This window comes from Aeromonas allosaccharophila, assembly GCF_016026615.1.
Classification (GTDB): domain Bacteria; phylum Pseudomonadota; class Gammaproteobacteria; order Enterobacterales; family Aeromonadaceae; genus Aeromonas; species Aeromonas allosaccharophila.
The window spans coordinates 4,593,570-4,615,071 of sequence record NZ_CP065745.1 but is presented as its reverse complement, the minus strand read 5'-3'; the positions used below and the strand labels follow the sequence as shown (position 1 = coordinate 4,615,071).

The following is a 21,502-nucleotide window of genomic DNA, read 5'->3' as shown; positions in this document are numbered from 1 at the left end:
TTATTTAGCTGATTTCATTAAAAACGAACAGTCTTATAAACCTATAATAGGTTACTCATAGCCATGCTTTACCAATCAATTTTTCGAAAGCTCCTATGAATAAAAATAACCTAAGGCCCTTACTGAATAATATAGACCGAACAATCCAACTAAGAATATAAATATCGCTATAGGTAAGTTTTTGGTACTCCTTTCTACAGCAATGGATACAACACGCTTGATTTCACCTTTGTTTAAAAGAGAGTCTTTACTATCGAGGCGATATAAACAACTAATTATAGGAGCCAGCTCTTCAGTTGTCATGAAGTAAAAGTTTTTCACCACCCAATCCTTGGCTTCATCAATATTATATAAATCAGGAATTACAAATGAATGGTTATTTAAAGAGCGTTTTATTCTCCACTCTTGAGGACATTGATAAAAACCACTCATTGAAGTGAAAATTAGAATCACTGATAAGACGGCTACAGGTGTCCACAATAAACCCCATGCAGACCCTTCTTCTGATGGCTCATCAATTACAATTAACTCATTAACACCAGCTATTCTTGCGGATGCATCAAAGTTGATTCTTTCAGTGTTAGCGAGCAGACTAAATACAATTTTATCTCCTGGGTTTAGCAATAAGAAATCAATATCAATAATTCCATCTCGCTGAATTAAACTCACATCGATATTTTGAGGGTGTTGTGATTCGACTATAGTATCCAAAACATTTACATCATCCAGTATTTTTATTTTAACAGGTGACACAACCTCGGCCTTTAATAAAGGTCTATTACCTGTATTTTCCATTATAAAAATCGTTTTTGATAAATATTCAAGTTTGGTACCCTTATAACTAACCTCCAAGCCTTTAATATCTTTCGATGGAGAGATAATTACACTTCGAGATAACACTGATAGCGAAATTCCTTTCTGATCAACATAGTAATCCCAAACTATCGGTGCAATCACGCCTAACATAGTAATAACTAAAGAGGCTATCGATATAAAGCTAAACTTACTAGTCATAAAAATGCCACCAACTATTTTTAGTAACAGTAACATAAACCATTTTCATCATAAATACTTTATCACCAGAGGCATTGCTGTCCACCAAAGATCTACATTATCTTGTGTCTGAGTCGCTCTATCTTTATCTCACTTACAATAATGATTAAGATTTAAGATATCTGCTGACGTCAGCAAATGAATTTTTCTGTGAGTCAAATTCCAAGACAATAAAAAAGCGCCTCCCAAGGGAGGCGCTTTTCAGTTCTACACAAAGCAATCAGGGATTACAGGGATTCAGCGGTCGCAACCACGTTTTCCACGGTAAAGCCGAATTCCTTGAACAGCAGCTCGGCCGGTGCAGACTCACCGAAGGTGGTCATACCGATGATCTTGCCGCCGAAACCGACGTACTTGTACCAGTAGTCAGCGATACCCGCTTCGATGGCCACGCGCTTGGTGACAGAAGACGGCAGGACGGATTCTTTGTACTCGGCAGACTGGGCGTCGAACACATCGGTACAAGGCAGAGAGACCACGCGCACGGCACGGCCCTTGGCAGTCAGCTGCTCGTAAGCGGCAACGGCCAGTTCTACTTCGGAACCGGTGGCGATCAGGATCAGCTCAGGGGTGCCGGCGCAATCCTTCAGCACGTAGCCACCCTTGGCGGTGTCGGCCAGTTGCTGGGCGCTGCGGTCCATCTGGGCCAGGTTCTGACGGGAGAAGATCAGGGAAGTCGGACCGTCGGTACGCTCGATGGCGTGCTTCCAGGCGATCGCGGATTCAACCTGGTCACACGGACGCCAGGTGCTCATGTTCGGGGTCAGACGCAGGGAGGCGATCTGCTCAACCGGCTGGTGAGTCGGGCCATCTTCACCCAGACCGATGGAGTCGTGGGTGTAAACGAAGATGACGCGCTGTTTCATCAGGGCGGCCATGCGCAGGGCGTTGCGGGCATACTCCATGAACATCATGAAGGTGGCGCCGTAGGGGATGAAACCACCGTGCAGGGCGATACCGTTCATGATGGCGGACATGCCGAACTCGCGTACACCGTAGTGGATGTAGTTGCCGGAGGCATCGTCGTTGGTCAGGGACTTGGAACCGGACCACATGGTCAGGTTGGACGGCGCCAGGTCGGCAGAACCACCCATGAACTCCGGCAGCAGCTTGCCGAACGCTTCCAGAGAGTTCTGGGACGCTTTACGGGTCGCGATCTTGGCCGGGTTGGCTTGCAGGGTTTCGATGATCTTGGCGGATTCAGCAGCCCAGTTGGCAGGCAGCTCGCCAGTGGTACGGCGCTTGAATTCGGCAGCCAGAGTCGGGTGAGCGGCTTCATAGGCGGCGAACTTGGCAGCCCAGTCAGCTTCCAGCTTGGCGCCCTTCTCCTGACCGTTCCACTCGGCAGCGATATCGGCCGGGATAACGAACGGTGCGTGGTCCCACTTCAGGAACGCGCGAGCCGCGGCGATCTCGTCGTTGCCCAGCGGTGAGCCGTGGCAGTCGTGAGAACCGGATTTGTTCGGTGAACCGTAACCGATGATGGTGCGGCAGCAGATCAGGGTCGGCTTGCCGGTCTCGGCCTTGGCGGCTTCGATGGCGGCATTGATGGCTTCCGGGCTGTGACCGTCAACAGCCGGGATAACGTGCCAGCCGTAGGCTTCGAAACGCTTGACGGTGTCGTCGGTGAACCAGCCTTCAACGTGACCGTCGATGGAGATACCGTTGTCATCCCAGAACGCGATCAGTTTGCCCAGTTGCAGGGTACCTGCCAGGGAGCACGCTTCGTGGGAGATACCTTCCATCAGGCAGCCGTCGCCCATAAAGGCGTAGGTGTAGTGGTCAACGATGTCGTGGCCCGGCTGGTTGAACTGCTCAGCCATGGCTTTTTCGGCGATCGCCATACCAACAGCGTTGGTGATGCCCTGACCCAGCGGGCCAGTGGTGGTTTCAACGCCCGGTGCATAGCCGTACTCCGGGTGACCCGGGGTGCGAGAGTGCAGTTGGCGGAAGTTTTTCAGATCGTCGATGGAGAGGTCATAACCGGAGAGATGCAGCAGGGAGTACAGCAGCATGGAGCCGTGGCCGTTGGAGAGAATGAAACGGTCGCGGTCGGCCCACTTGGGGTTGTTCGGGTTATGTTTGAGGTGGCTACGCCACAGCACTTCGGCGATATCCGCCATTCCCATGGGGGCGCCCGGGTGACCGGAGTTGGCTTTTTGAACGGCATCCATACTCAATGCACGAATGGCATTGGCAAGCTCTTTACGAGAAGGCATCTGAATCTCCTGCGATTGCTTCATTTGATGGCCAAGATTAAGGCGCGTTATTGTCCCAGCAGGGCGCGCGGCGTGCAAATGTTATCTGGACGAATAAAGTGGCTTTGGGAGGACAATCGCTTTTCTTGGCTGCTTTTGACCAAAGAGAACGGATGCAAACGTTTGATTTCCACCCCCTTGGGGATAGTAAGGAGCCATTAGTGGCTGGCTTGCGACGCCACGACAAAATAGTGCTGGCAATCGCGGGGGGCGCTAATTAAAATAGACGTCCAGATGTAGATACCTCTACACCATCCCATTCACCCGGTTATTGCTGTGGCGATAACCCAGACAAGCTGAGACTCCCATCATGGCAAAGCTGTTTACTTCCGAGTCGGTCTCCGAAGGCCATCCCGACAAGATTGCGGACCAGATCTCCGATGCGGTACTGGACGCCATCCTCAAGCAAGATACCAAGGCCCGTGTCGCCTGTGAGACCCTGGTCAAGACCGGTATGGTCATGGTGGCCGGCGAAGTAACCACCTCTGCCTGGGTTGATATCGAAGAGATCGTGCGTGATACCGTGCGTGAAATCGGCTACACCCACTCCGACATGGGCTTCGACGCTGACTCTTGCGCCGTGCTGAACGCCATCGGCAAACAGTCCCCGGATATCAACCAGGGTGTTGACCGCAGCGATCCGCTGGAGCAGGGCGCGGGCGACCAGGGCCTGATGTTCGGCTACGCCACCAACGAAACCGACGTGCTGATGCCCGCCCCCATCACCTACTCTCACCTGCTGGTGAAACGTCAGGCTGAAGTGCGCAAGAACGGCACCCTGCCGTGGCTGCGTCCGGATGCCAAGAGCCAGCTGACCTTCGCCTACGACGACGCAGGCAAGATCATCGGTGTGGATGCCGTGGTGCTCTCTACCCAGCACGCTGAATCCATCAGCCACAAAGATCTGGTTGAAGCGGTACGCGAAGAGATCATCAAGCCGGTGCTGCCGGCCGAGTGGGTCAACAAGGACACCAAATACTTCATCAACCCGACCGGCCGTTTCGTTATCGGCGGCCCGATGGGTGACTGCGGTCTGACCGGTCGCAAGATCATCGTCGATACCTACGGCGGCATGGCCCGTCACGGTGGTGGCGCCTTCTCCGGTAAGGATCCATCCAAGGTTGACCGCTCCGCTGCCTACGCCGCCCGCTACGTTGCCAAAAACATCGTTGCCGCCGGTCTGGCCGATCGCTGTGAAATCCAGATCTCCTACGCCATCGGCGTGGCCGAGCCGACCTCCATCAGCGTCGAGACCTTCGGCACTGCCAAGGTCGCCGAGGATCTGCTGGTCAAGCTGGTACGCGAGCACTTCGAGCTGCGTCCGTATGGCCTGATCCAGATGCTGGATCTGAAGCGCCCGATCTACCAGGCCACTGCTGCCTACGGTCACTTCGGTCGCGACGAGTTCCCGTGGGAACAGACCGACAAGGCCGAATTGCTGCGTTCCGCCGCTGGCCTGTAAGGCTCGCTGTTGTGATAAAAGGGGAGCCTGGCTCCCCTTTTGCTTATCCGCTACCTGACGAGATGTTGATGTCTGCTACCCCTGCCCAGCTTGTCGCCCTGCTGCAACAACGCGTAGAAGCCTGTTTTGTGCAGGCCGAGGCGCGCCTTGGCCGCACCTTCCCCCGCCCGCGGATCTACTGCAATATGCGGGGCCGGGCGGCAGGTTCGGCGCGGCTGCAAACCTGGGAGCTGCGTTTCAATCCTGCCCTCTATCAGGCCAACCAGCAGGCATTTCTGGATGAGGTGGTGCCCCACGAGGTGGCCCATCTGCTGGTTCACGCCCTTTGGGGTGAACATAGCGGTGAAGGGCGTGGCAAAAACCGGGTGTTGCCTCACGGCAAGCAATGGCAATCGGTGATGCGGGAGGTGTTCGGCCTTGAGCCCAGAACCACCCACAGCTTCGATCTGGCGGTACTGGCTCAGCGCACCGTGCCCTATCGCTGTCACTGCCAGCAGCATCAACTGTCGATACGCCGCCACAACAAGGTGGTGCGTGGCGAGGCCCGCTATCACTGCCGCCGCTGCAAGCAGCCGCTGGAGCGGGAACGGCCAGAGCCAGAGCCAGAGCAGTAAGCCAGCGTGTGTCGCGCCCCTGTGGTAGGGTGCCCGCCATCGTTCGTCAATCATCCCGTTTGCAAGGAATCCCATGCGTTTCATCTCCTCTCTCGCCCTGACCCTGCTGGCCGGTTTACCGCTGCTCAGCGCGCCCCTGCACGCCCAGACCTTTCGCGAAGCCAAACAGGATCTGGTGAAGCTCTATCGCAGCCAGCCCGGCGTCACCACCTTCTACTGCGGCTGCGATATCGACTATCAGGGCAAGAAGATGAGCCCGGATCTGGCCAGCTGCGGCTATGAGCCGCGCAAGCAGCCCAAGCGCGCCGCCCGCATCGAGTGGGAGCACGTGGTCCCCGCCTGGGAGTTCGGCCACCAGCTGCAGTGCTGGCAGGATGGCGGTCGCAAGAACTGCGAAAAAGCGAGCCCCGAGTTCAACAAGATGGAGGGGGACATGCACAACCTCTTCCCCGCCATCGGCGAGGTGAACGGCGATCGGGCCAACTACCGTTTCTCCGACTGGAACGGCAAGCCGGATCAGTACGGCCAGTGCCAGATGCTGGTGGATTTCAAGGATCGTCGGGTGCAACCGCCCAAGGGGCCGGTACGGGGCCAGATCGCCCGCGCCTACCTCTACATGAGCCAGCAGTATGGGCTGCGTCTGGCGGCGCAACAGCGTAAACTGTTCGAAGCTTGGGACAGGCAGTACCCGGCAGAGGGGTGGGAGTGCGAGCGCAACCGCCGCATCGGCACACTGCAGGGCAATACCAATCCCTTTATTGAAAAGCAGTGCCAATAACCCCATTTGACCAGGGAGGGGAATCGCCCCTCCTATCATGAAGCCCTTCCCCACTGCCGCGTGAGCCTTGCTCGCCGCCTCGCAGCAGGATATGAAGGGTTTCCAAGCAAGAGACTGACAATCAGCCATGCGCATTCCACGTATCTATGAAGCGGCCACCCTGCAAGTTGGCCAGACCATCGCCCTGTCGGAAGACGGCGCCAACCATATCGGCCGGGTACTGCGCATGCAGCCGGGCCAGCAGCTCGAGCTGTTCAACGGCGATGGCAATCAATATCCCGCCACCATCGCCAGCGTCGGCAAGAAGTCGGTGGAAGTGACCATCGACAGCTGCGACGTCCAATCGGTGGAGTCACCGCTGGCCATCCACCTCGGTCAGGTGATCAGCCGGGGCGACAAGATGGACTTCACCATCCAGAAATCGGTGGAGCTGGGCGTCACCTGCATCACCCCGCTCTTCTCCGAACGCTGCGGTGTCAAGCTGCCAGCCGATCGACTGGAGAAGAAGCGCGAGCAGTGGCAGAAGGTGGTGATCAGCGCCTGCGAACAGTGCGGCCGCAACGTAGTGCCCGAAGTGCGTATGCCGATGGAGCTCGACGCCTGGCTGGCGGAAGAGACCAAAGAGCTCAAGCTCAACCTGCACCCGCGCGCCGAGTACAGCATCAACACCCTGCCCGTTCCCGAGCACGGCGTGCGCCTGCTGATTGGCCCGGAAGGGGGATTGTCGAGCGACGAGATCGCCCGTACCGTGCAGGAAGATTTCAAAGAGATGCTGCTGGGGCCGCGGGTGCTGCGCACCGAAACCGCCGCCCTGACTGCGATCACTGCGCTGCAGTGCCGCTTTGGCGATCTGGCCTGAAGCAGGTTTTAAGAATCTCACTCGCAATCGAGCTACCAGAAGGATATTCGGATGACCATTAAACTCGGCATCGTGATGGACCCCATCTCGGCCATCAACATCAAGAAAGATTCCAGCTTTGCCATGCTCGAAGAGGCGCAAAAGCGCGGCTATGAGCTCTTCTATCTGGAGATGAAGGATCTCTACATGGAAGCCGGTCGCGCCTTTGGCACCATGCGCCCGCTAACCGTCAAATATGACTATGCCGACTGGTACAGCCTGGGTGAGGTGGTGGATCAGCCCCTCTCCAACCTCGATGTGATCCTGATGCGCAAGGATCCGCCGTTCGACACCGAATTTATCTACGCCACCTACATGCTGGAGCGGGCCGAGGATGAGGGTTGCCTTATCGTCAACAAACCGCAGAGTCTGCGCGACGCCAACGAGAAGCTCTACACCGCCTGGTTTGCCGAGCACACCCCGACCACGCTGGTGACCCGCCGCGCCGACAAGCTGCGCGCCTTCCACGCGAAGCACAAAGACGTGATCCTCAAACCGCTGGACGGCATGGGCGGTGCCTCCATCTTCCGCATGAAAGAGGATGACGCCAATGTCGGGGTTATCATCGAAACCCTGACCGCCCACGGCAGCCAGTACTGCATGGCGCAGACCTATCTGCCCGCCATCAAGGATGGCGACAAGCGGGTGTTGGTGGTGGACGGTGAGCCGGTTCCCTACTGTCTGGCCCGCATTCCGGCGCAAGGCGAAACCCGCGGCAATCTGGCGGCCGGTGGCCGTGGCGAGGCTCGTCCCTTGAGCGAAGCGGACTGGGCCATAGCCCGTGCAGTGGGCCCGACCCTGAAAGAGAAGGGTCTTATCTTCGTCGGTCTCGATATCATCGGCGATCGGCTGACCGAGATTAACGTCACCAGCCCGACCTGCATTCGCGAGATTGAAGCAGCTTTCGACGTGCACATTACCGGCATGCTGATGGATGCCATCGAGCGCCGGCTGGCCAAGGCCTGAGCCAGCACCGGCTAGAGGTTCATAACAAGAGGCGGCCCCGGGGCCGCCTCTTCTATTTCATGCCTTGCGCGTTGGTAGGAAGGCTTAACAGCGGAACTGCCCCACCTTCAGCTTGAGATCGCTCGATAGCTGCTCCAGCTCGTGACAACTCTGGTTCATCTCGGAGGCAGCCGCCGTCGACTCGGTTGCAATCTGGGCAATATTGACCACGTTGCGGGTGATATCCTCGGCCACCTTGCTCTGCTCCTCGGCGGCGGTGGCGATATGGGTATTGAGCTCGTTGATCATCTCCACCGAGGTGACGATCTCGCCGAGCGCCTTGCCACAGGCAAGCACGGTGCGGTTGGACTCCTCTACCTGTTCCAGCCCGTGCATCATGCTGTTGGCGGCCTCGCTCGCCCCTTGCTGCAACTTGATGATGGTCTTGCCAATCTCTTCAGTCGAGCGCTGGGTACGCTGGGAGAGTGTACGCACCTCATCCGCCACCACCGCAAAACCGCGTCCCTGATCCCCTGCCCGAGCCGCTTCGATGGCAGCATTGAGTGCCAGCAGGTTGGTCTGCTCGGCAATGCCGCGAATGGCATCCATCACGCTGCTGATATCGCGGCTGTCATCGGCCAGTTGGGTGATCATCGCCGCCGTACTCTGGATATGGGAAGAGAGGGAGGACATGTGCTGGATGGCATCTTCCACCACCTCATGACCGTGACGGGCACTCTGGTCGGCTACTCTGGCCGCATCGGCCGCTCCGGACGAGCTGTTGGCCACCTCGGCCACGGTCGCGCTCATCTGGTTCATGGCCGTCGCGCTCTGATCGGTCTCGGCCTGCTGCTGGGCAAAGCGCTGGCGGCTCTCCATCCCGATATGAGCAAGACGAGCGGACTCCTTGGCAAGGTGCTCCGCCATCTCGTTGATCTGGTTAATCAAACCGCGGAAGTGGCTGATCACCTGATTAAGCGATTGGGCCAGCGCCCCCATCTCGTCCTTGCGCAAGACCGGCGCCTGCTGGCTCAGGTCGAGATCCCGCTGCATTCCGCGCAGCACCTGCCCCATGGCTGCCAGCGGCTGGCTGACGCTGCGTCCGGCCCAGACACCGAAGAAGAGTACGCAGGCGGCCCCCACCAGAAACAGCACGATAAAAAGCCGGAACAGCTGCTGTCTGAGATCGTTGAGCTCGCCGATGTTCTGCTCCGCCTCTTTGAGCTGGAACTCCACCAGCGAGCTCACCCCGTCACTAACCGGATCGATCACCCCGTAGAGTGGCATGATGCGAGCAGAGAGCTGATCACGCGCCGCCCCCTGCATCTGATCCAGTACCGCCACCACGGCGGCAATCTGCTGATCCGCCGCGCCGAACAGTGCCTGCACCCGCGCAGCCTCCTGCTGTTCGGACGGGCTTCGCTCCTGTCCGCTGTATTGCTGCCAGATGCGGGCGATCTCCTGCTGCGCCTGCAGCATGTCCGCCTTGGCCTGGGCGGGCGCAATCCCCCCCACGTTGGCCTTGTTGGCCGCATCGATCACCTTGACCGCGTAGAGATCGGCAATCTGTTTCAGCTCTTTGAGCTGCACCACCTCTCCCTGATACATACCGTTCATACCAACCATCAGCTGGGACATCGCCTGGGTTGCGCCTACCAACAACGCCAGCAGAGCCAACAGTGGCACCACGCACCCCAGGATCAACTTCTGTCTGATTGAAATGCCTTCCATGGTTTTCTCTCCTGCATTAATTGACGACTGGGCAAGGTGTTGCCGATAAAAAGCGGTTTTGCCCAAAGTGATGAACTGCCATAATTGCCCTATTCACTTCCCAACGACCTTTGCACTATTTGGCCCCTATGCAAACACTGCAAAATCACTTCCTGCTTGCCATGCCAAGCCTGACGGATCCCTACTTCGAGCGTTCGCTGGTCTATCTGTGCGAGCACAACGAAGAGGGCGCCATGGGGCTGGTGGTCAACATTCCGGTCGAGATGTCGCTGGAAACCATGCTGACCCAGCTCAAACTCAACCCGCCCGCCAGTCCGGAGCTCAAGCAACCGGTGTTGCAGGGGGGGCCGGTTCACGCCGATCGCGGCTTCGTGCTGCACAGCTTCCGCCCCGGTTTCAACTCCACCCTGCAGGTGGGGGATGAAATGATGGTGACTACATCCAAGGATATACTGGAAACCCTGGGCACGAGCGAAGCACCCGCCCATTGGCTGGTAGCCCTTGGCTATGCGGGCTGGAGCGCCGGTCAGCTGGAACAGGAGCTGGTCGATGGCGCCTGGCTGGTGATCCCCCCCAATCCGGATCTGGTGTTCAAGACCCCCATTCACAAACGTTGGCAGCAGGCCGCCGCCAGCATAGGGGTGAACCCGGTTCACCTCTCCAGCGACATCGGTCACAGCTAACCCCTGCAACGCATCTGGCGTTGCATTTCGAGGATTTTTTCATGTCATCACGCAGCATCATGGGCTTTGACTATGGCACCAAGAGCATTGGCGTCGCCATCGGTCAGGAGCTGACTGGCACAGCCCAGCCTCTGCGCGCCCTCAAGGCCAACGACGGCATCCCCAACTGGGACGAGATTGAGAAGCTGCTCAAGGAGTGGCAACCGGACCTACTGGTGGTCGGCCTGCCGCTGAACATGGATGGCACCGATCAGGAGATCACGGTACGGGCCCGCAAATTCGGCAACCGGCTGCATGGCCGTTTCGGCAAGCCGGTGGAGTTCAAGGATGAGCGACTCACCACCACGGATGCCCGTGCCCGACTGTTTGAGCGGGGCGGCTATCGCGCGCTGGAAAAGGGCAGTGTGGACGGGGTATCGGCACAACTGATCGTCGAAGCCTGGATGGAAGAGCAGTACAACTAAGCCATCAACAACAAGGCAAGGGTCGCCGCCCTTGCCTTGTCTCGCACTATCTTCCTATTACGCCTGTGACTGACCAGGCACCAGCCCTTCGGCCTCTGTCGGCGTCGCATTCATCATCCGGTTAAGCCAAGGCACCATCAGCCCCATCACGACCGCAATCAGCAGGGTCGCCATCCCGATCTTGCCAAACACACCGGTATAGATCGGCAGGGTCTGCAGCGGATCCGTCATCCCTTCCGGCATGGCGGTAAAGGTCGCTACATAGCCCCCCAGCAGGGATGCCATCGCCTGGGTCAGGAACCACATCCCGAGAATAAAGCCCATCAACCGTTGCGGCACCAGCGCAGCCACCATGGCCAGCCCCAGCGCGCTGATCATCAGCTCACCGATACTCTGGAACAGATAGATAAGCACCATAAACCAGGGGGAAGTGAGCCCCTGTTCATCGGCAAACCACCAGCCGGACGCGGCCGCGGTCAGAAAACCCAGCGAGCAGAAGAACATCCCGAGGGTGAACTTGAGCGGCATGGTGAGATCCCGCCCCTTGCTGCCCATCCGGGTATAAATCAGCGCCAGCACCGGGCTGCCCACCACCACCCAGAAGGGGTTGAGCGCCTGGAAGCTGATCGGGTTGACGCTCATGCCCAGCATCTCGTGATGCATGTTGTTGATGGCAAAGAAGTTGAGAGACGTCGGCATCTGGGCGTACAGCACGTAGAAGAGCACTGCCTCCAGCATCAGCACGAAGGCCACATACATCTTGTTACGGCCGACGGTGTCAAGCTTGAACGCCTCGCGAAAGAAGACGATTACCACGGCAACGGTCACTGTCATCAGCACCATGTTGGCGATCACCACGTGGTGCATCAGCCAGGCACAGAAAAACACCATGGCCACCGAGCCTGCTATCACCAGCAGCAACTTGCTGTAATTGAGCGGCAGGTGATCCGGCTCGGAGCCGATATCCTTGACCATATTGCGGCAGGCAAAGAAGGTGAGCAGCGCAATAATCAGCCCGACCCCGCACAGGTTATACGTCACGGTATAGCCGTAGTGATCGGCAATCACTGGCGCAAGCGAGAGGGAAATAAGGGAGCCGATATTGATCGACATATAGAACAGGGTAAAAGCCCCATCCAGCCGCGGATCTTTTGGCTGGTAGCATTTTGACAGCAGGCTGGCCGGATTGGCCTTGAACAGGCAGTTACCGACTGCGATGGTGCCCAGCGCGTAGAAAATCAGGTCGGGATTATAGATAGAGAGACCGGTCATGAAGTACCCGATCACCAACACGATAGCCCCGAGCACCATGGTGCGCTTGGTGCCGAGCACATGGTCGCCTACATAGCCACCGACCGAGATCAGGCCATATACCAGCGCCGAGAAGGCACCAAAGGTAATAAAGGATTGCTCTTGGGAAAATCCCAGTTGTTGCACGAAGAAGACCGCCAGGATCCCCTGCACGCCGTAATAACCGAAGCGCTCCCAGAGTTCGACGAAAAAGATCATGAAGAAGGGTTTGGGTTGTTGTAACAACCCCGTGGGTGCTGTAGCTGGACGCATATTAACCTGCCTTTATTGAGGTTTATTTTTATTAATTTGGTGGTGGCTGCCGCACTATTTTCCCTTCCGTCATTGCCATAACGGGAAGCGCAATCAGCCTGCCAATCTGGATATTTTCGGGTGCACGCGCCCCGTTCGATGAAAGGTGATTTTCATCTAGCCGGTTTCAATTACACGTTTATCGGGATGATGGGTGAATGGCGTCGCACTGTGCCGTTACGGGCTCCGGGCTTCACCTTTGCTGCATCCCTTCATTCAAGCCGGTTCATCAACCTTGATGCTTACTCTCCTCTGGTCCGGCGCACACGACGGGGAGCGGGATAGCCGGGGCATGGCACAACCGCAACCACTGGCGACCGGTGAGGCTGGCTCACCCGCTCTCTGCGGAGGATCACCTCATGCGGGTTCTGTTTAACCCCGTCATATCGAAGGTTGCCATGCTATATCACTGGAAATACAGGAACTTAATGGTTGATCACACTTTAAAAGTGTTAATAAGTGAAGTTTTCTAATGAAACTACATGAATTTTTTTCGTGCAGAGAGCTTCACACGAGACGTGCAGTCAGTGTCCATTTGTGTATATGCGGCGCTGAATGGAACGTTTTCTGGATCAATGAGGTTAACGTCCGACCAATCACGCCACTACGCAACAAAAAAGCCGGAGCATCTTGCTCCAGCTCCCATTATTGGCTGCCCACGGGCATCGACTCCCGGTGATAGAGCCGTCGTATCTCATTGAGCAGCCACAACACCTTGGCGTCCTGATTGTGACGTTTATGCCACAGCAGGATAAAAGTGAGCTCCAGTTGCTGATAGAGCGCTTCAGACAGGGGCAGTGCTCTGGTGATCAGATTGGGGTGATATTTCGCTGCGTGTCCGGCGCAATAAGAGGGGGCGACCGCGATCAGATTGTTGTCGGGCTGGGATGCGATGTGCAATGACTGCTCAAAGCTGGAGACCATGACCGGGACTTTACGGATCAGTCCCTCATCCTCCAGCAGCAAATCCAGCCCCCAGGTCTCCTTGACCTCCAGCACCACGCTGCTATGAGGGCAATTGAGAAAATTCTCCATTGACCACTCCTGCTGAAGCAGGGGGTGATCCTTGCGCAGGAAGACCACAGGCCGATCGCAAAACAGCACTTCATGATCGATGTAATAGGGCAGATTACTCAGCTTGAGCTGAGAACGGCTATAACTCTCGCGGACACAGACCCCCAGATCCGCATCACCGTTGACAACGTCATTGAGGGAGTTGCGGTTCCATCCCAGCATTTTGACCACAGAGTTGGGGTACTTCTCATGGATGGCCATCGGCAAATCACTGAGCAAGCTGTTGTAGAACGGGGATTGCATCACCAGACTGAAACGGGCGCCATCGGGGATCGCCTCGCTATTGAGGGACGCGATCCGTTCGGTAAGGGGAAACCAGACTTTCAGCTCTTCTTCCAGGGCAAAGGCCAGATTGGTGGGCTGCAACTCTTTGCGTCCCCGCACAAACAGCGGATCGCCAAACCAGAGCCGTAATTTGGCAAGCGACTTGCTCACAGTGGAAGGCGTGACACCGAGCAGCGTAGCCGCACCTGTGGCACTGCGCTCGGCCATCAAATATTTGAACACCACCAGCAGGTTCAAATCGAGTTCACTCAGTGCTCGCATACAACCTCTTGCGACATGATTGCTCCGGGCGGCCCATTCGCCATGCAGTCAGTGGCACGGTAAATGGCCACTCTCACCCCATTCAACAACAGATACGACCTCTCCGATAGTGAAAGCGTCACATCTTTCTTGGCAGGATAAACGATATGGGTAATCACTTCCGATGATCCGTCAGCCATTCTGACCAACAAGATTGTTCACAGAAAGTGCCCCTGGCAACGGATCTGACGACTCGCTGATGTGCCGATAGCCTGATGCCCGACAGAAACACCGTTATCAATCGGCAAGAGAACGGATAAAAAATCCCATGAGGCGCTATTGCCCCCCATGGAATATGACTGACGGGATGTTTATCCCTTATTCAGAGTAAATATGACCCCATCCAGCTCGGGGAATCCAATAACTACTGTGTTCTTATTATTCGCATCGTTAAACTCGGCAATATATGCGGTAGCCGTGTCTTTCACCTGTGCCAAACCCGCCGTGTTTTTATAATCACTCTGGCTCCAGTTGGCATCATTAAATTCAACAAATTTGCATTTCTCGAATCCGGTAAAAATAAGTTTGATCAATTTGTGATTGCTATCTTCCGTTCCCTCACCGAATAATGTGCAACCTGCTGATGGCAGTTCCATAACGACGCTCAACTGGCTACCTTTGTTAGTCACCGTGGTGTTGCCTAACATATCGGTTATATAGCCATTTCCACTCGGCCATATCACTGATTTATCTGATTTATCTGGATTGTCTGGATTGTCTGGATTGTCTGGATTGTCTGGATTAATATCCGTTGTGTTGACTGCTGTAATACCAACCTGGCCATTCCAATTGTGATATACCGTGGTTCCGGTACTCGAAAGGTCAAATGCAGAATATCTGACCCGCTCACCCTTTGCATTGATGACGGGCATGGTTTTGATAATGACCTGACTGGGGACCCTGCTTTGTCTCTGGTAATTCGATGGCACGAGCTGCGTACCTGAATCATCCCGCGTCAAAACAGCACTGTCTGCCACTTTATTTCTGCTAATGCGTGTCAACGTCAGCGTCGATGGCTCTGTGCTATCGGACTGCATTCCGGCCTGACCAAGCCACCAAGTAGCCACGGCGCCATCATCGGCCCAGATATCCCAACGCAGTTGCGCATCACGCTGTGGGTAAACGATTGCCAAACCGGCGAAATTAACCAATGTCTGGCGCGGATCATCGCGCGTAAGCAGCGTCGTTCGGTAAACCCCTGGCTGCGGTAGGGCAATGCCTGCTTTCAGTGTTGTTGCAACATGGGAAACAGGAGCAACGCTGGTCGCCGTGGTTGATTTGTTATCATCTGAGCCACCACAGCCAGACAGAGTGGCCATACAAGCCCCCAAAAATACCCATTTATGACTATCCATCATCAGAAAATTTCTCGCTATGATTTTTTGGAACAATAAATTCTGGCTTCCCGTGGGGTATAAATACCGTAGGTAATGCCGCTAGCCAAAGAGTCAAGCCAAGATTGCTTTGTTTCAATCCGAACAATATTTTCAGCACCATGACAAATAGCAGCGGCGTCTATTGTCCCATTCAGCCCAACATCAATATCTGAAAAAAAGAAGTGGCTAGTGACATCTGTCGAACTGACACTATTTTCGTTACCGAGTGTAAATGCCTGTGCGGCATTGACATCGACAACCTGTTTGGCACAACCACAGTTAACAACCGTCAAGCAGACGATAATGATCGTTTTGTAATTAACCATTTAAACTACCTTGCTGGTGCTGCCAATAACATCATCAAATTTTGACTGCCAGATATGGCGCCGCCAATATTGGGATGGCAGTGTCACGACCGTAAAAATTAGAAATGATATATGTGATGAGGATTTTTTTGATCAGCATCATCTGCCACACTTCCCGTGTTAACGCAGAGCAATGATGTTTGTTCAAGCCAATTTTAATGTACGACCTCTTGCATCCCTCAATAGGGATTGAATGCAAGTTAGCCCAGGGTGAGAGCGTGAACATTTTGTTAAATTTCACCCAGTTTTTTGAGACCCGCATTGAGTACCGTTTCCAGATATTCACTGCTCATTCCTGCGATTTTTTGCTTCCGTCTTACGCTCGCCTTGCGTGAAGTCTCGGCCCTGAGCATGTTCAGCCCCATGTGCCGGATGCACGCCAAAATCTCTGCGGCATCACCGCGATAAATCGGGCAATCATCCTCGCCCATCGTGACGTCCAGCACCCAGTGCAGGCTATTTTCGATGGCCCAGTGCCCACGCACCGCTCGCGCAAACTCATCCTGCACCAACGCTTTGGAACTGATGAAATAACGCTGCTCTATGGTAATTTTTTGCATATTTTCAACGCGATAGGAGATGGCCACGCCAATGCTGTGCAACTGTTTCCAATGAGGAAACTGGGCGGCCAACTCGCCCGCCGCCATGACATGGTACTCACGACCATCGATGCGGCCATGAGCCTTCTCAAGCGTCATCGTCTCTGCGCATAACGGGGTGGCCGCCAGCGGGGCGAGGGCCTGTCGAACCGCCTCGAACAACTTGGGTTGGTTGCCTTTGACGGCCAATAAGTAATCGCCACCTTGCTGAAGGATGGTCTCGGCGATCTCGGTCTGGCACCCCATCGCATCGATGGATACCAGGCAGCCTTTGATGTCGAGCAGCGCCAGCAACTCGGGAATAGCGGTAATTTCATTGGACTTGGCGTCGGTTTTTATCTGTCCGAGCACCAGCTTATTGGCGGCGGCATAGGCACTGACCATGTGAATGGTCGACGTTCGATCCTCACGGTCATAGGAACTGCGCAGGGTTTTGCCATCGATAGCGACCAGGGCGCCATCGGTGTGCTGGTTAATGGCTTGAGTCCACCGCACAAAGGCGGCCTGAAACGGCTCTGGTTTGATGCCGGAGATGATCCTGGCAATGGTGTCATGGACAGGAATGCCGTTTTTAAACAGTCCCTTGGATTGAAACCAGGGAAGATGAACCTCGCCGAAATCCTCAATATCTTCCCAGCCCTCAGCCCCGCCGATCACGGCACAGACGGTGAGAAACAGGACATCGTAGAAGGGATAATAAATCTTGGCATGCTGGCGAGGGTCGTGAATATTGTCGAAGAACTGAGCGAAAACGGCATCAATAGACATGAGAGCACTCCTGAAAAGGAGCATGAGATCACAGCCGGATCACCAGGTCAAATTTCAGGGTGAGGATGTGAGCAAATTGTTAACTATGGAAATCATGGAAATTATCATTTTTTGGATTTCATGCGCATTTTTTGAGCTGAAATGACGTGCAGTGACGATTAAAAAGTGTGAAGGCGATCCTGACTATAAAGTTAACTGCATATCACAGGCCTATAAGTATTTGTTTTGTAGGCAAAAAACTATTTTTAATTTTTAACAAAATGTTCACGATCTCGCCCTGCAAGTTAGCCTTTCTTGTTATGAATCGCAGTATCTAACGGTGCCATGCTGGCGTCTACAGCAAAAGCAGAAGTCAGAACATTCCATTTCAGAAAGTATGTTGCGATATTGTTTGGCGAGAAAACAGGCAACTAAATAATCCATCGCCATCATCACCGCCGGTTAAATAATCAATAACAAGCCGAAACAGCTGGCTCCGGCTGCTCAATACGTACCATCACGGCAACATTAACGTGGCAATTCGTCGTTATAGAGTCGCCGGATCTCGTTACGCAGCCACATCACCTTGGCATCCTGATTGTGCCGTTTGTGCCACAACAGGATGAAGGCGATCTCCAGCTGGGCGTAGAGCTTCTCCGGCAGCGGCAGCGGCATGGCGATCAGATTGCCGTGATGCCGACTGGCATAACCACCACAGTAGGAGGGGGCCACCGCGATCAGCTCGTGGCTCGACTGGGAGGCAATATGCAGCGCCTGCTCGAAACTGGCGACCATGATGGGCACCTCCCGCTTCAGCCCCTCATCCTCCAGCAGACTGTCGAGAGCCCAGGTATCGTTCGCTTCCCACACCATGCTGATCTGGGGGCAGGCCAGAAAATTATCCAGCGACCACTTCTGCTCGAGCAGCGGGTGATCCTTGCGCAGAAAGACCACCGGGCGATCGGTAAACAGCACCTCGTGATCGATGTAATAAGGCAAGCGGTTGACCTTGGCCCGGGAGCGGCCATGGGTCTCGCGGGCGCAGAAGCCGAGATCCGCATCGCCATTGACAATGTCGTTGAGGGAGTGGTGATCCCACCCCAGCATCCTGACCACCGATTTCGGGTACTTCTCATAGATGGTCATGGGCAGATCGCTCAGGAAGCTGATGTAGAAGGGGGACTCCATCACCAGCGTGAAGCGGGCACCGTCGGGGATCGCATCGCTATTGAGCGAGGTGATGCTGTCGGTGAGCTGGAACCAGACCTTCAGCTCCTCATCCAGGGTCAGGGAGAGGTTGGTCGGCTGCAACCCCTGCCGCACCCGCACAAACAGGGGATCGTCAAACCACTCCCGCAACTTGGCCAGAGACTTGCTCACCGCCGACGGGGTGACGCAGAGCTTTTTGGCCGCCCCTGCCACACTGCGCTCCTGCATCAGGTACTTGAAGACCACCAGCAGGTTCAAATCGAGTTCACCCAGATTGCGCATATCCCCTCTCATCTTCCATCAGCCCTGCGACCGCGCTTCACGAACCGCGAGCCATGGTACCAGCCCTTTGACGGCCAGGTAACTGAGCAGTGCCAGCAGCAGGGCATAGATCAGCATCTCGGACGGAGTAAAGCCGAGCCGGCCAAGCAACCAGATATAGAGGCCGGAGAGGCTGATCTGCATGATGCAGAGCACGGCGCTGGCAAAGGCCACGTTATGCTGGCAACCATCGAGCGCCTCCCCCATCGCTACCCCGAAGCCACAGGAGAAGCCGACACAGACCAGCGCAAACCCCGGCAGCAACAGATGGATATCGCCCCCCGCCTGCCAGCTGCCGAGCAGTGAGCACGCCGCCAGCAGATAGGCGAGATGAGACACCGCCAGCACCTTCTGTTTGCCCAAACGGCGCAACAGCAGGGGGGTCAGGAAAGAAGTAGACATGCTCACCCCGGCCATCACCATCATCACGATGGAGTACTGCTCGGTGGTGAAGCCAAACTCCTTCATCAGGATCAACGGCGAGACGCTGACATAGACCAGAATGGCGGTCACGCTGGCACTGGTCAGCAGGGAGAGCAACATAAAGCGCGGCGAGCGCAGCAGGGCAAAGGGCAGCGCCGCGCCACTCCCCGGTTGCCGCGCCGGACGGGTCTCCTTGAGCAACAGCAGGTTAACCAGACCGCTGACAGCCGCCACCAGCGCCATCGCCACGAAGATCCCGCGCCAGTCAAAATGCGACAGGATGAGATAACCGAGCACCGGCGCCAGCACCGGGATCACACAGATCACCCCGTTGATCATCGAGAGCGCCATCGCCAGCCGATCCTGACTCAGCACATCCCGCAGCACGGTAAAGGTCATGATATAGAGCGCCCCCGCCCCGACCCCCTGCCAGAAACGACCGAGGTAGAACTGGGTGATCCCTTCGGCATGACCCGCCACCAGCGAGGCGACGACAAAAATCAGCGCCCCCCCGAGCACCACCCAGCGCCGCCCGTAGCGATCGGCAATCATTCCCCCCAGCAGCACGGTCGCCGCCATGCCGAACAGATAGATGGAGAAGGCGGTGTGGATCTGCGCCTCGCTCGCCTGCAGGGTATCGGCAATCTGGGGCACTGCCACCAGATAGAGATCGATCCCGACCGGATAGAGGATGATCATCAGAAAACTGCACAGCAGGAATACAGGCATGGATGCTCCATAACAGATTGACCCGCCAGCCCCCGCCAGATGGCAGCAACAGGCGAAGAGTGGGCAGGGCCAAGGTGGTAACGAACGTAATGAACATGGCTGCGGACATGGCCGCAATGGGGGGAACTATATGGTGGGCCCTCTCCTGCACCTAGTGAAGAGATGGCGATCGGTACATTCCAATCAGGAAATTTTGTTTCTACCATCGAGCCATTTAGGCAGTAAACCCCACCACAGCACGATTGCCAGAGACGGGCATACCCGCAGTGACTCCGGGGTTACCCCGGCATCACTGTCAAATCTGGACGCCTTGAACTCGGCCGATCACTCGGCCAACTGACTCAGGATGGCGTGAGCCGCCTTCACCCTGGCCTCGATGGGATAGTTGCGATTGGCCAGCATGACGATAGCGATCCCTCTGGCGGGCACGAATGCCACATAGGCGCCAAAGCCGCCAGTCGAACCCGTCTTGTTATAGAGCCGCTGCTCACCCATCGCCTTGGGCGCGGCAAAACTCGTGATCGGATTAGCTTTGAGGCTCACCGCAGGTGAATTGCCCGCCAGCAATGTCTGCTCGGTCACCGGATAGGCATAACTCTCCCATCCTAATCCCTGGGTCATTTCCCCCACCGAGTAGAAACCGGTGTGGGTCAGCGCGATCGCGCTTTTTAGCGCGGCATCTCCCTGATACCCCATGTTGGCCTCGGTAAACTTCAGCAGATCCGCCGAGCCGGTCTTGATCCCGTAAGCCTCGGCCGCCAGCACGCCCGGAGTGACCCGGACGGGCTTCTCTTCCTTCGAATAGCCGTAGGCATAGTTCACCATGGCCGACTCCGGCACCTGGATATAGGTGTGGTGCAAACCCAGCTTGGGCAACAGGGTCTGGCTCATCAGTTGCTCAAATGGCTGGCCCAGACTATTTGCGGCCAGGTGACCAAACAGGCCTATGCTGGGGTTGGAATACTGGCGATGGGTCCCCGCCGGATAAACCGGTGACCAGCTCCGATAGTAAGTGCGCATCTTGTCATTCGAATCTACCTCATCGGGGAACTGCAGTGGCAAACCACCCGCACTGTAGGTGGCAAGCTCGGCCATGGTCACACCATCAAAGGCGGAACCTTTGAGCCAGGGGGCGTGCTGGCTCACCTTGTCATCCAGCTCAAAGCCACCCTTGACCGCGGCATAGGCGCAAAGGGTCGCGGTCAGAGTCTTGCTGACCGAGCCGATCTCGAACAGGGTCTGCTCGCTGACGCGCTGGCCACTCTCGCGGTTGGCAACCCCATAGTTGAAATAGTGGGCCTTGCCATCTTTCAGTACGGCGACCGCCATCCCCGGGATCCGATACTCCTTGAGCATCGGCTGGATAATGCCATCCACAGCGGCGGTCAGCGGAGCCTCCCCGCTGGCATAAGTATAAAGGCTACCCAGCGTCAGTAGCGCGAACGCACGTCGTTGTTGCATATGGTTATTCTCGTGGTGAATGAAATTGGCATTAGCATAAACAAGATGTATGTGCCCACGATGGGCCGGTGTGAAGTCTCGGTGAAGTCACAGGAACATGGCCGAGGCTACATCGCTTATGGCTC

At 55.9% G+C, this 21,502-nt stretch carries 18 protein-coding genes; 7 read left to right on the top strand and 11 right to left on the bottom strand.

Annotated features, from left to right (window positions below; translation table 11 throughout):
- Window positions 1–93: 93 nt before the first annotated feature.
- Both I6G90_RS21185 and tkt read right to left on the bottom strand, forming a co-directional pair.
- Window positions 94–1,050, bottom strand: a complete 957-nt coding sequence (locus I6G90_RS21185) for a hypothetical protein (RefSeq protein WP_197929102.1) — start codon at window positions 1,048–1,050, stop codon at window positions 94–96.
- Between the two features lie 230 nt (window positions 1,051–1,280).
- Window positions 1,281–3,272: a transketolase gene (gene tkt, locus I6G90_RS21180; protein WP_075114975.1), complete on the bottom strand. Its 1,992-nt coding sequence runs from the start codon at window positions 3,270–3,272 to the stop codon at window positions 1,281–1,283.
- Window positions 3,273–3,621: 349 nt separating this feature from the next.
- Here tkt and metK point away from each other — a divergent pair, with 349 nt between their 5' ends.
- From metK to gshB, 5 genes are all read left to right on the top strand, one after another.
- Window positions 3,622–4,773, top strand: a complete 1,152-nt coding sequence (gene metK / locus I6G90_RS21175; RefSeq protein ID WP_042058491.1) for a methionine adenosyltransferase — start codon at window positions 3,622–3,624, stop codon at window positions 4,771–4,773.
- 68 nt (window positions 4,774–4,841) lie between these two features.
- Window positions 4,842–5,387, top strand: a complete 546-nt coding sequence (locus I6G90_RS21170; RefSeq protein WP_197929101.1) for a SprT family zinc-dependent metalloprotease — start codon at window positions 4,842–4,844, stop codon at window positions 5,385–5,387.
- Window positions 5,388–5,460: 73 nt separating this feature from the next.
- Window positions 5,461–6,165 (top strand): endonuclease, encoded by a 705-nt coding sequence (locus tag I6G90_RS21165; protein ID WP_197929100.1) that lies wholly within the window; start codon window positions 5,461–5,463, stop codon window positions 6,163–6,165.
- A 127-nt stretch (window positions 6,166–6,292) separates the two neighbouring features.
- A complete protein-coding gene (gene rsmE / locus I6G90_RS21160) occupies window positions 6,293–7,024 on the top strand; it encodes a 16S rRNA (uracil(1498)-N(3))-methyltransferase (RefSeq protein ID WP_197929099.1) in 732 nt (243 codons plus the stop codon).
- A 51-nt stretch (window positions 7,025–7,075) separates the two neighbouring features.
- Window positions 7,076–8,029 carry a glutathione synthase gene (gshB, locus tag I6G90_RS21155; RefSeq protein WP_197929098.1) on the top strand — a complete coding sequence of 318 codons (954 nt, stop codon included), beginning with the start codon at window positions 7,076–7,078 and terminating at the stop codon, window positions 8,027–8,029.
- 84 nt (window positions 8,030–8,113) lie between these two features.
- On the opposite strand, the gene I6G90_RS21150 is transcribed toward gshB, so the two are convergent.
- Window positions 8,114–9,739 carry a methyl-accepting chemotaxis protein gene (locus tag I6G90_RS21150; RefSeq protein ID WP_197929097.1) on the bottom strand — a complete coding sequence of 542 codons (1,626 nt, stop codon included), beginning with the start codon at window positions 9,737–9,739 and terminating at the stop codon, window positions 8,114–8,116.
- A gap of 128 nt (window positions 9,740–9,867) precedes the next feature.
- Here I6G90_RS21150 and I6G90_RS21145 point away from each other — a divergent pair, with 128 nt between their 5' ends.
- The gene (locus tag I6G90_RS21145) at window positions 9,868–10,422 is read left to right on the top strand and encodes a YqgE/AlgH family protein (RefSeq protein ID WP_042058476.1); all 555 of its coding nucleotides are present in this window, start codon (window positions 9,868–9,870) and stop codon (window positions 10,420–10,422) included.
- 41 nt (window positions 10,423–10,463) lie between these two features.
- Window positions 10,464–10,886, top strand: coding sequence for a Holliday junction resolvase RuvX (gene ruvX, locus I6G90_RS21140; protein WP_005343821.1), 423 nt, complete (start codon window positions 10,464–10,466; stop codon window positions 10,884–10,886).
- A 57-nt stretch (window positions 10,887–10,943) separates the two neighbouring features.
- On the opposite strand, the gene dtpB is transcribed toward ruvX, so the two are convergent.
- The 8 genes from dtpB to blaFOX form a co-directional block, all read right to left on the bottom strand.
- Entirely contained in the window at window positions 10,944–12,449 is a 1,506-nt protein-coding gene (dtpB, locus tag I6G90_RS21135) for a dipeptide/tripeptide permease DtpB (RefSeq protein WP_042058474.1), read from the bottom strand.
- 684 nt (window positions 12,450–13,133) lie between these two features.
- Window positions 13,134–14,108: an HTH-type transcriptional regulator YidZ gene (gene yidZ / locus I6G90_RS21130; RefSeq protein WP_197929096.1), complete on the bottom strand. Its 975-nt coding sequence runs from the start codon at window positions 14,106–14,108 to the stop codon at window positions 13,134–13,136.
- A gap of 350 nt (window positions 14,109–14,458) precedes the next feature.
- Window positions 14,459–15,505, bottom strand: coding sequence for a hypothetical protein (locus tag I6G90_RS21125; protein ID WP_197929095.1), 1,047 nt, complete (start codon window positions 15,503–15,505; stop codon window positions 14,459–14,461).
- 14 nt (window positions 15,506–15,519) lie between these two features.
- On the bottom strand, window positions 15,520–15,849 hold the full coding sequence (locus tag I6G90_RS21120) for a Bor family protein (protein WP_197929093.1): 330 nt from the start codon (window positions 15,847–15,849) through the stop codon (window positions 15,520–15,522).
- Window positions 15,850–16,118: 269 nt separating this feature from the next.
- A complete protein-coding gene (locus I6G90_RS21115) occupies window positions 16,119–17,255 on the bottom strand; it encodes an ISAs1-like element ISAs12 family transposase (protein ID WP_021141311.1) in 1,137 nt (378 codons plus the stop codon).
- Window positions 17,256–17,762: 507 nt separating this feature from the next.
- Window positions 17,763–18,725, bottom strand: coding sequence for an HTH-type transcriptional regulator YidZ (yidZ, locus tag I6G90_RS21110; RefSeq protein WP_197931235.1), 963 nt, complete (start codon window positions 18,723–18,725; stop codon window positions 17,763–17,765).
- Window positions 18,726–18,743: 18 nt separating this feature from the next.
- The gene (locus I6G90_RS21105) at window positions 18,744–19,916 is read right to left on the bottom strand and encodes an MFS transporter (protein WP_197929091.1); all 1,173 of its coding nucleotides are present in this window, start codon (window positions 19,914–19,916) and stop codon (window positions 18,744–18,746) included.
- Between the two features lie 324 nt (window positions 19,917–20,240).
- Entirely contained in the window at window positions 20,241–21,377 is a 1,137-nt protein-coding gene (blaFOX, locus tag I6G90_RS21100; RefSeq protein ID WP_197929089.1) for an FOX family cephalosporin-hydrolyzing class C beta-lactamase, read from the bottom strand.
- Between the last annotated feature and the right edge of the window lie 125 nt (window positions 21,378–21,502).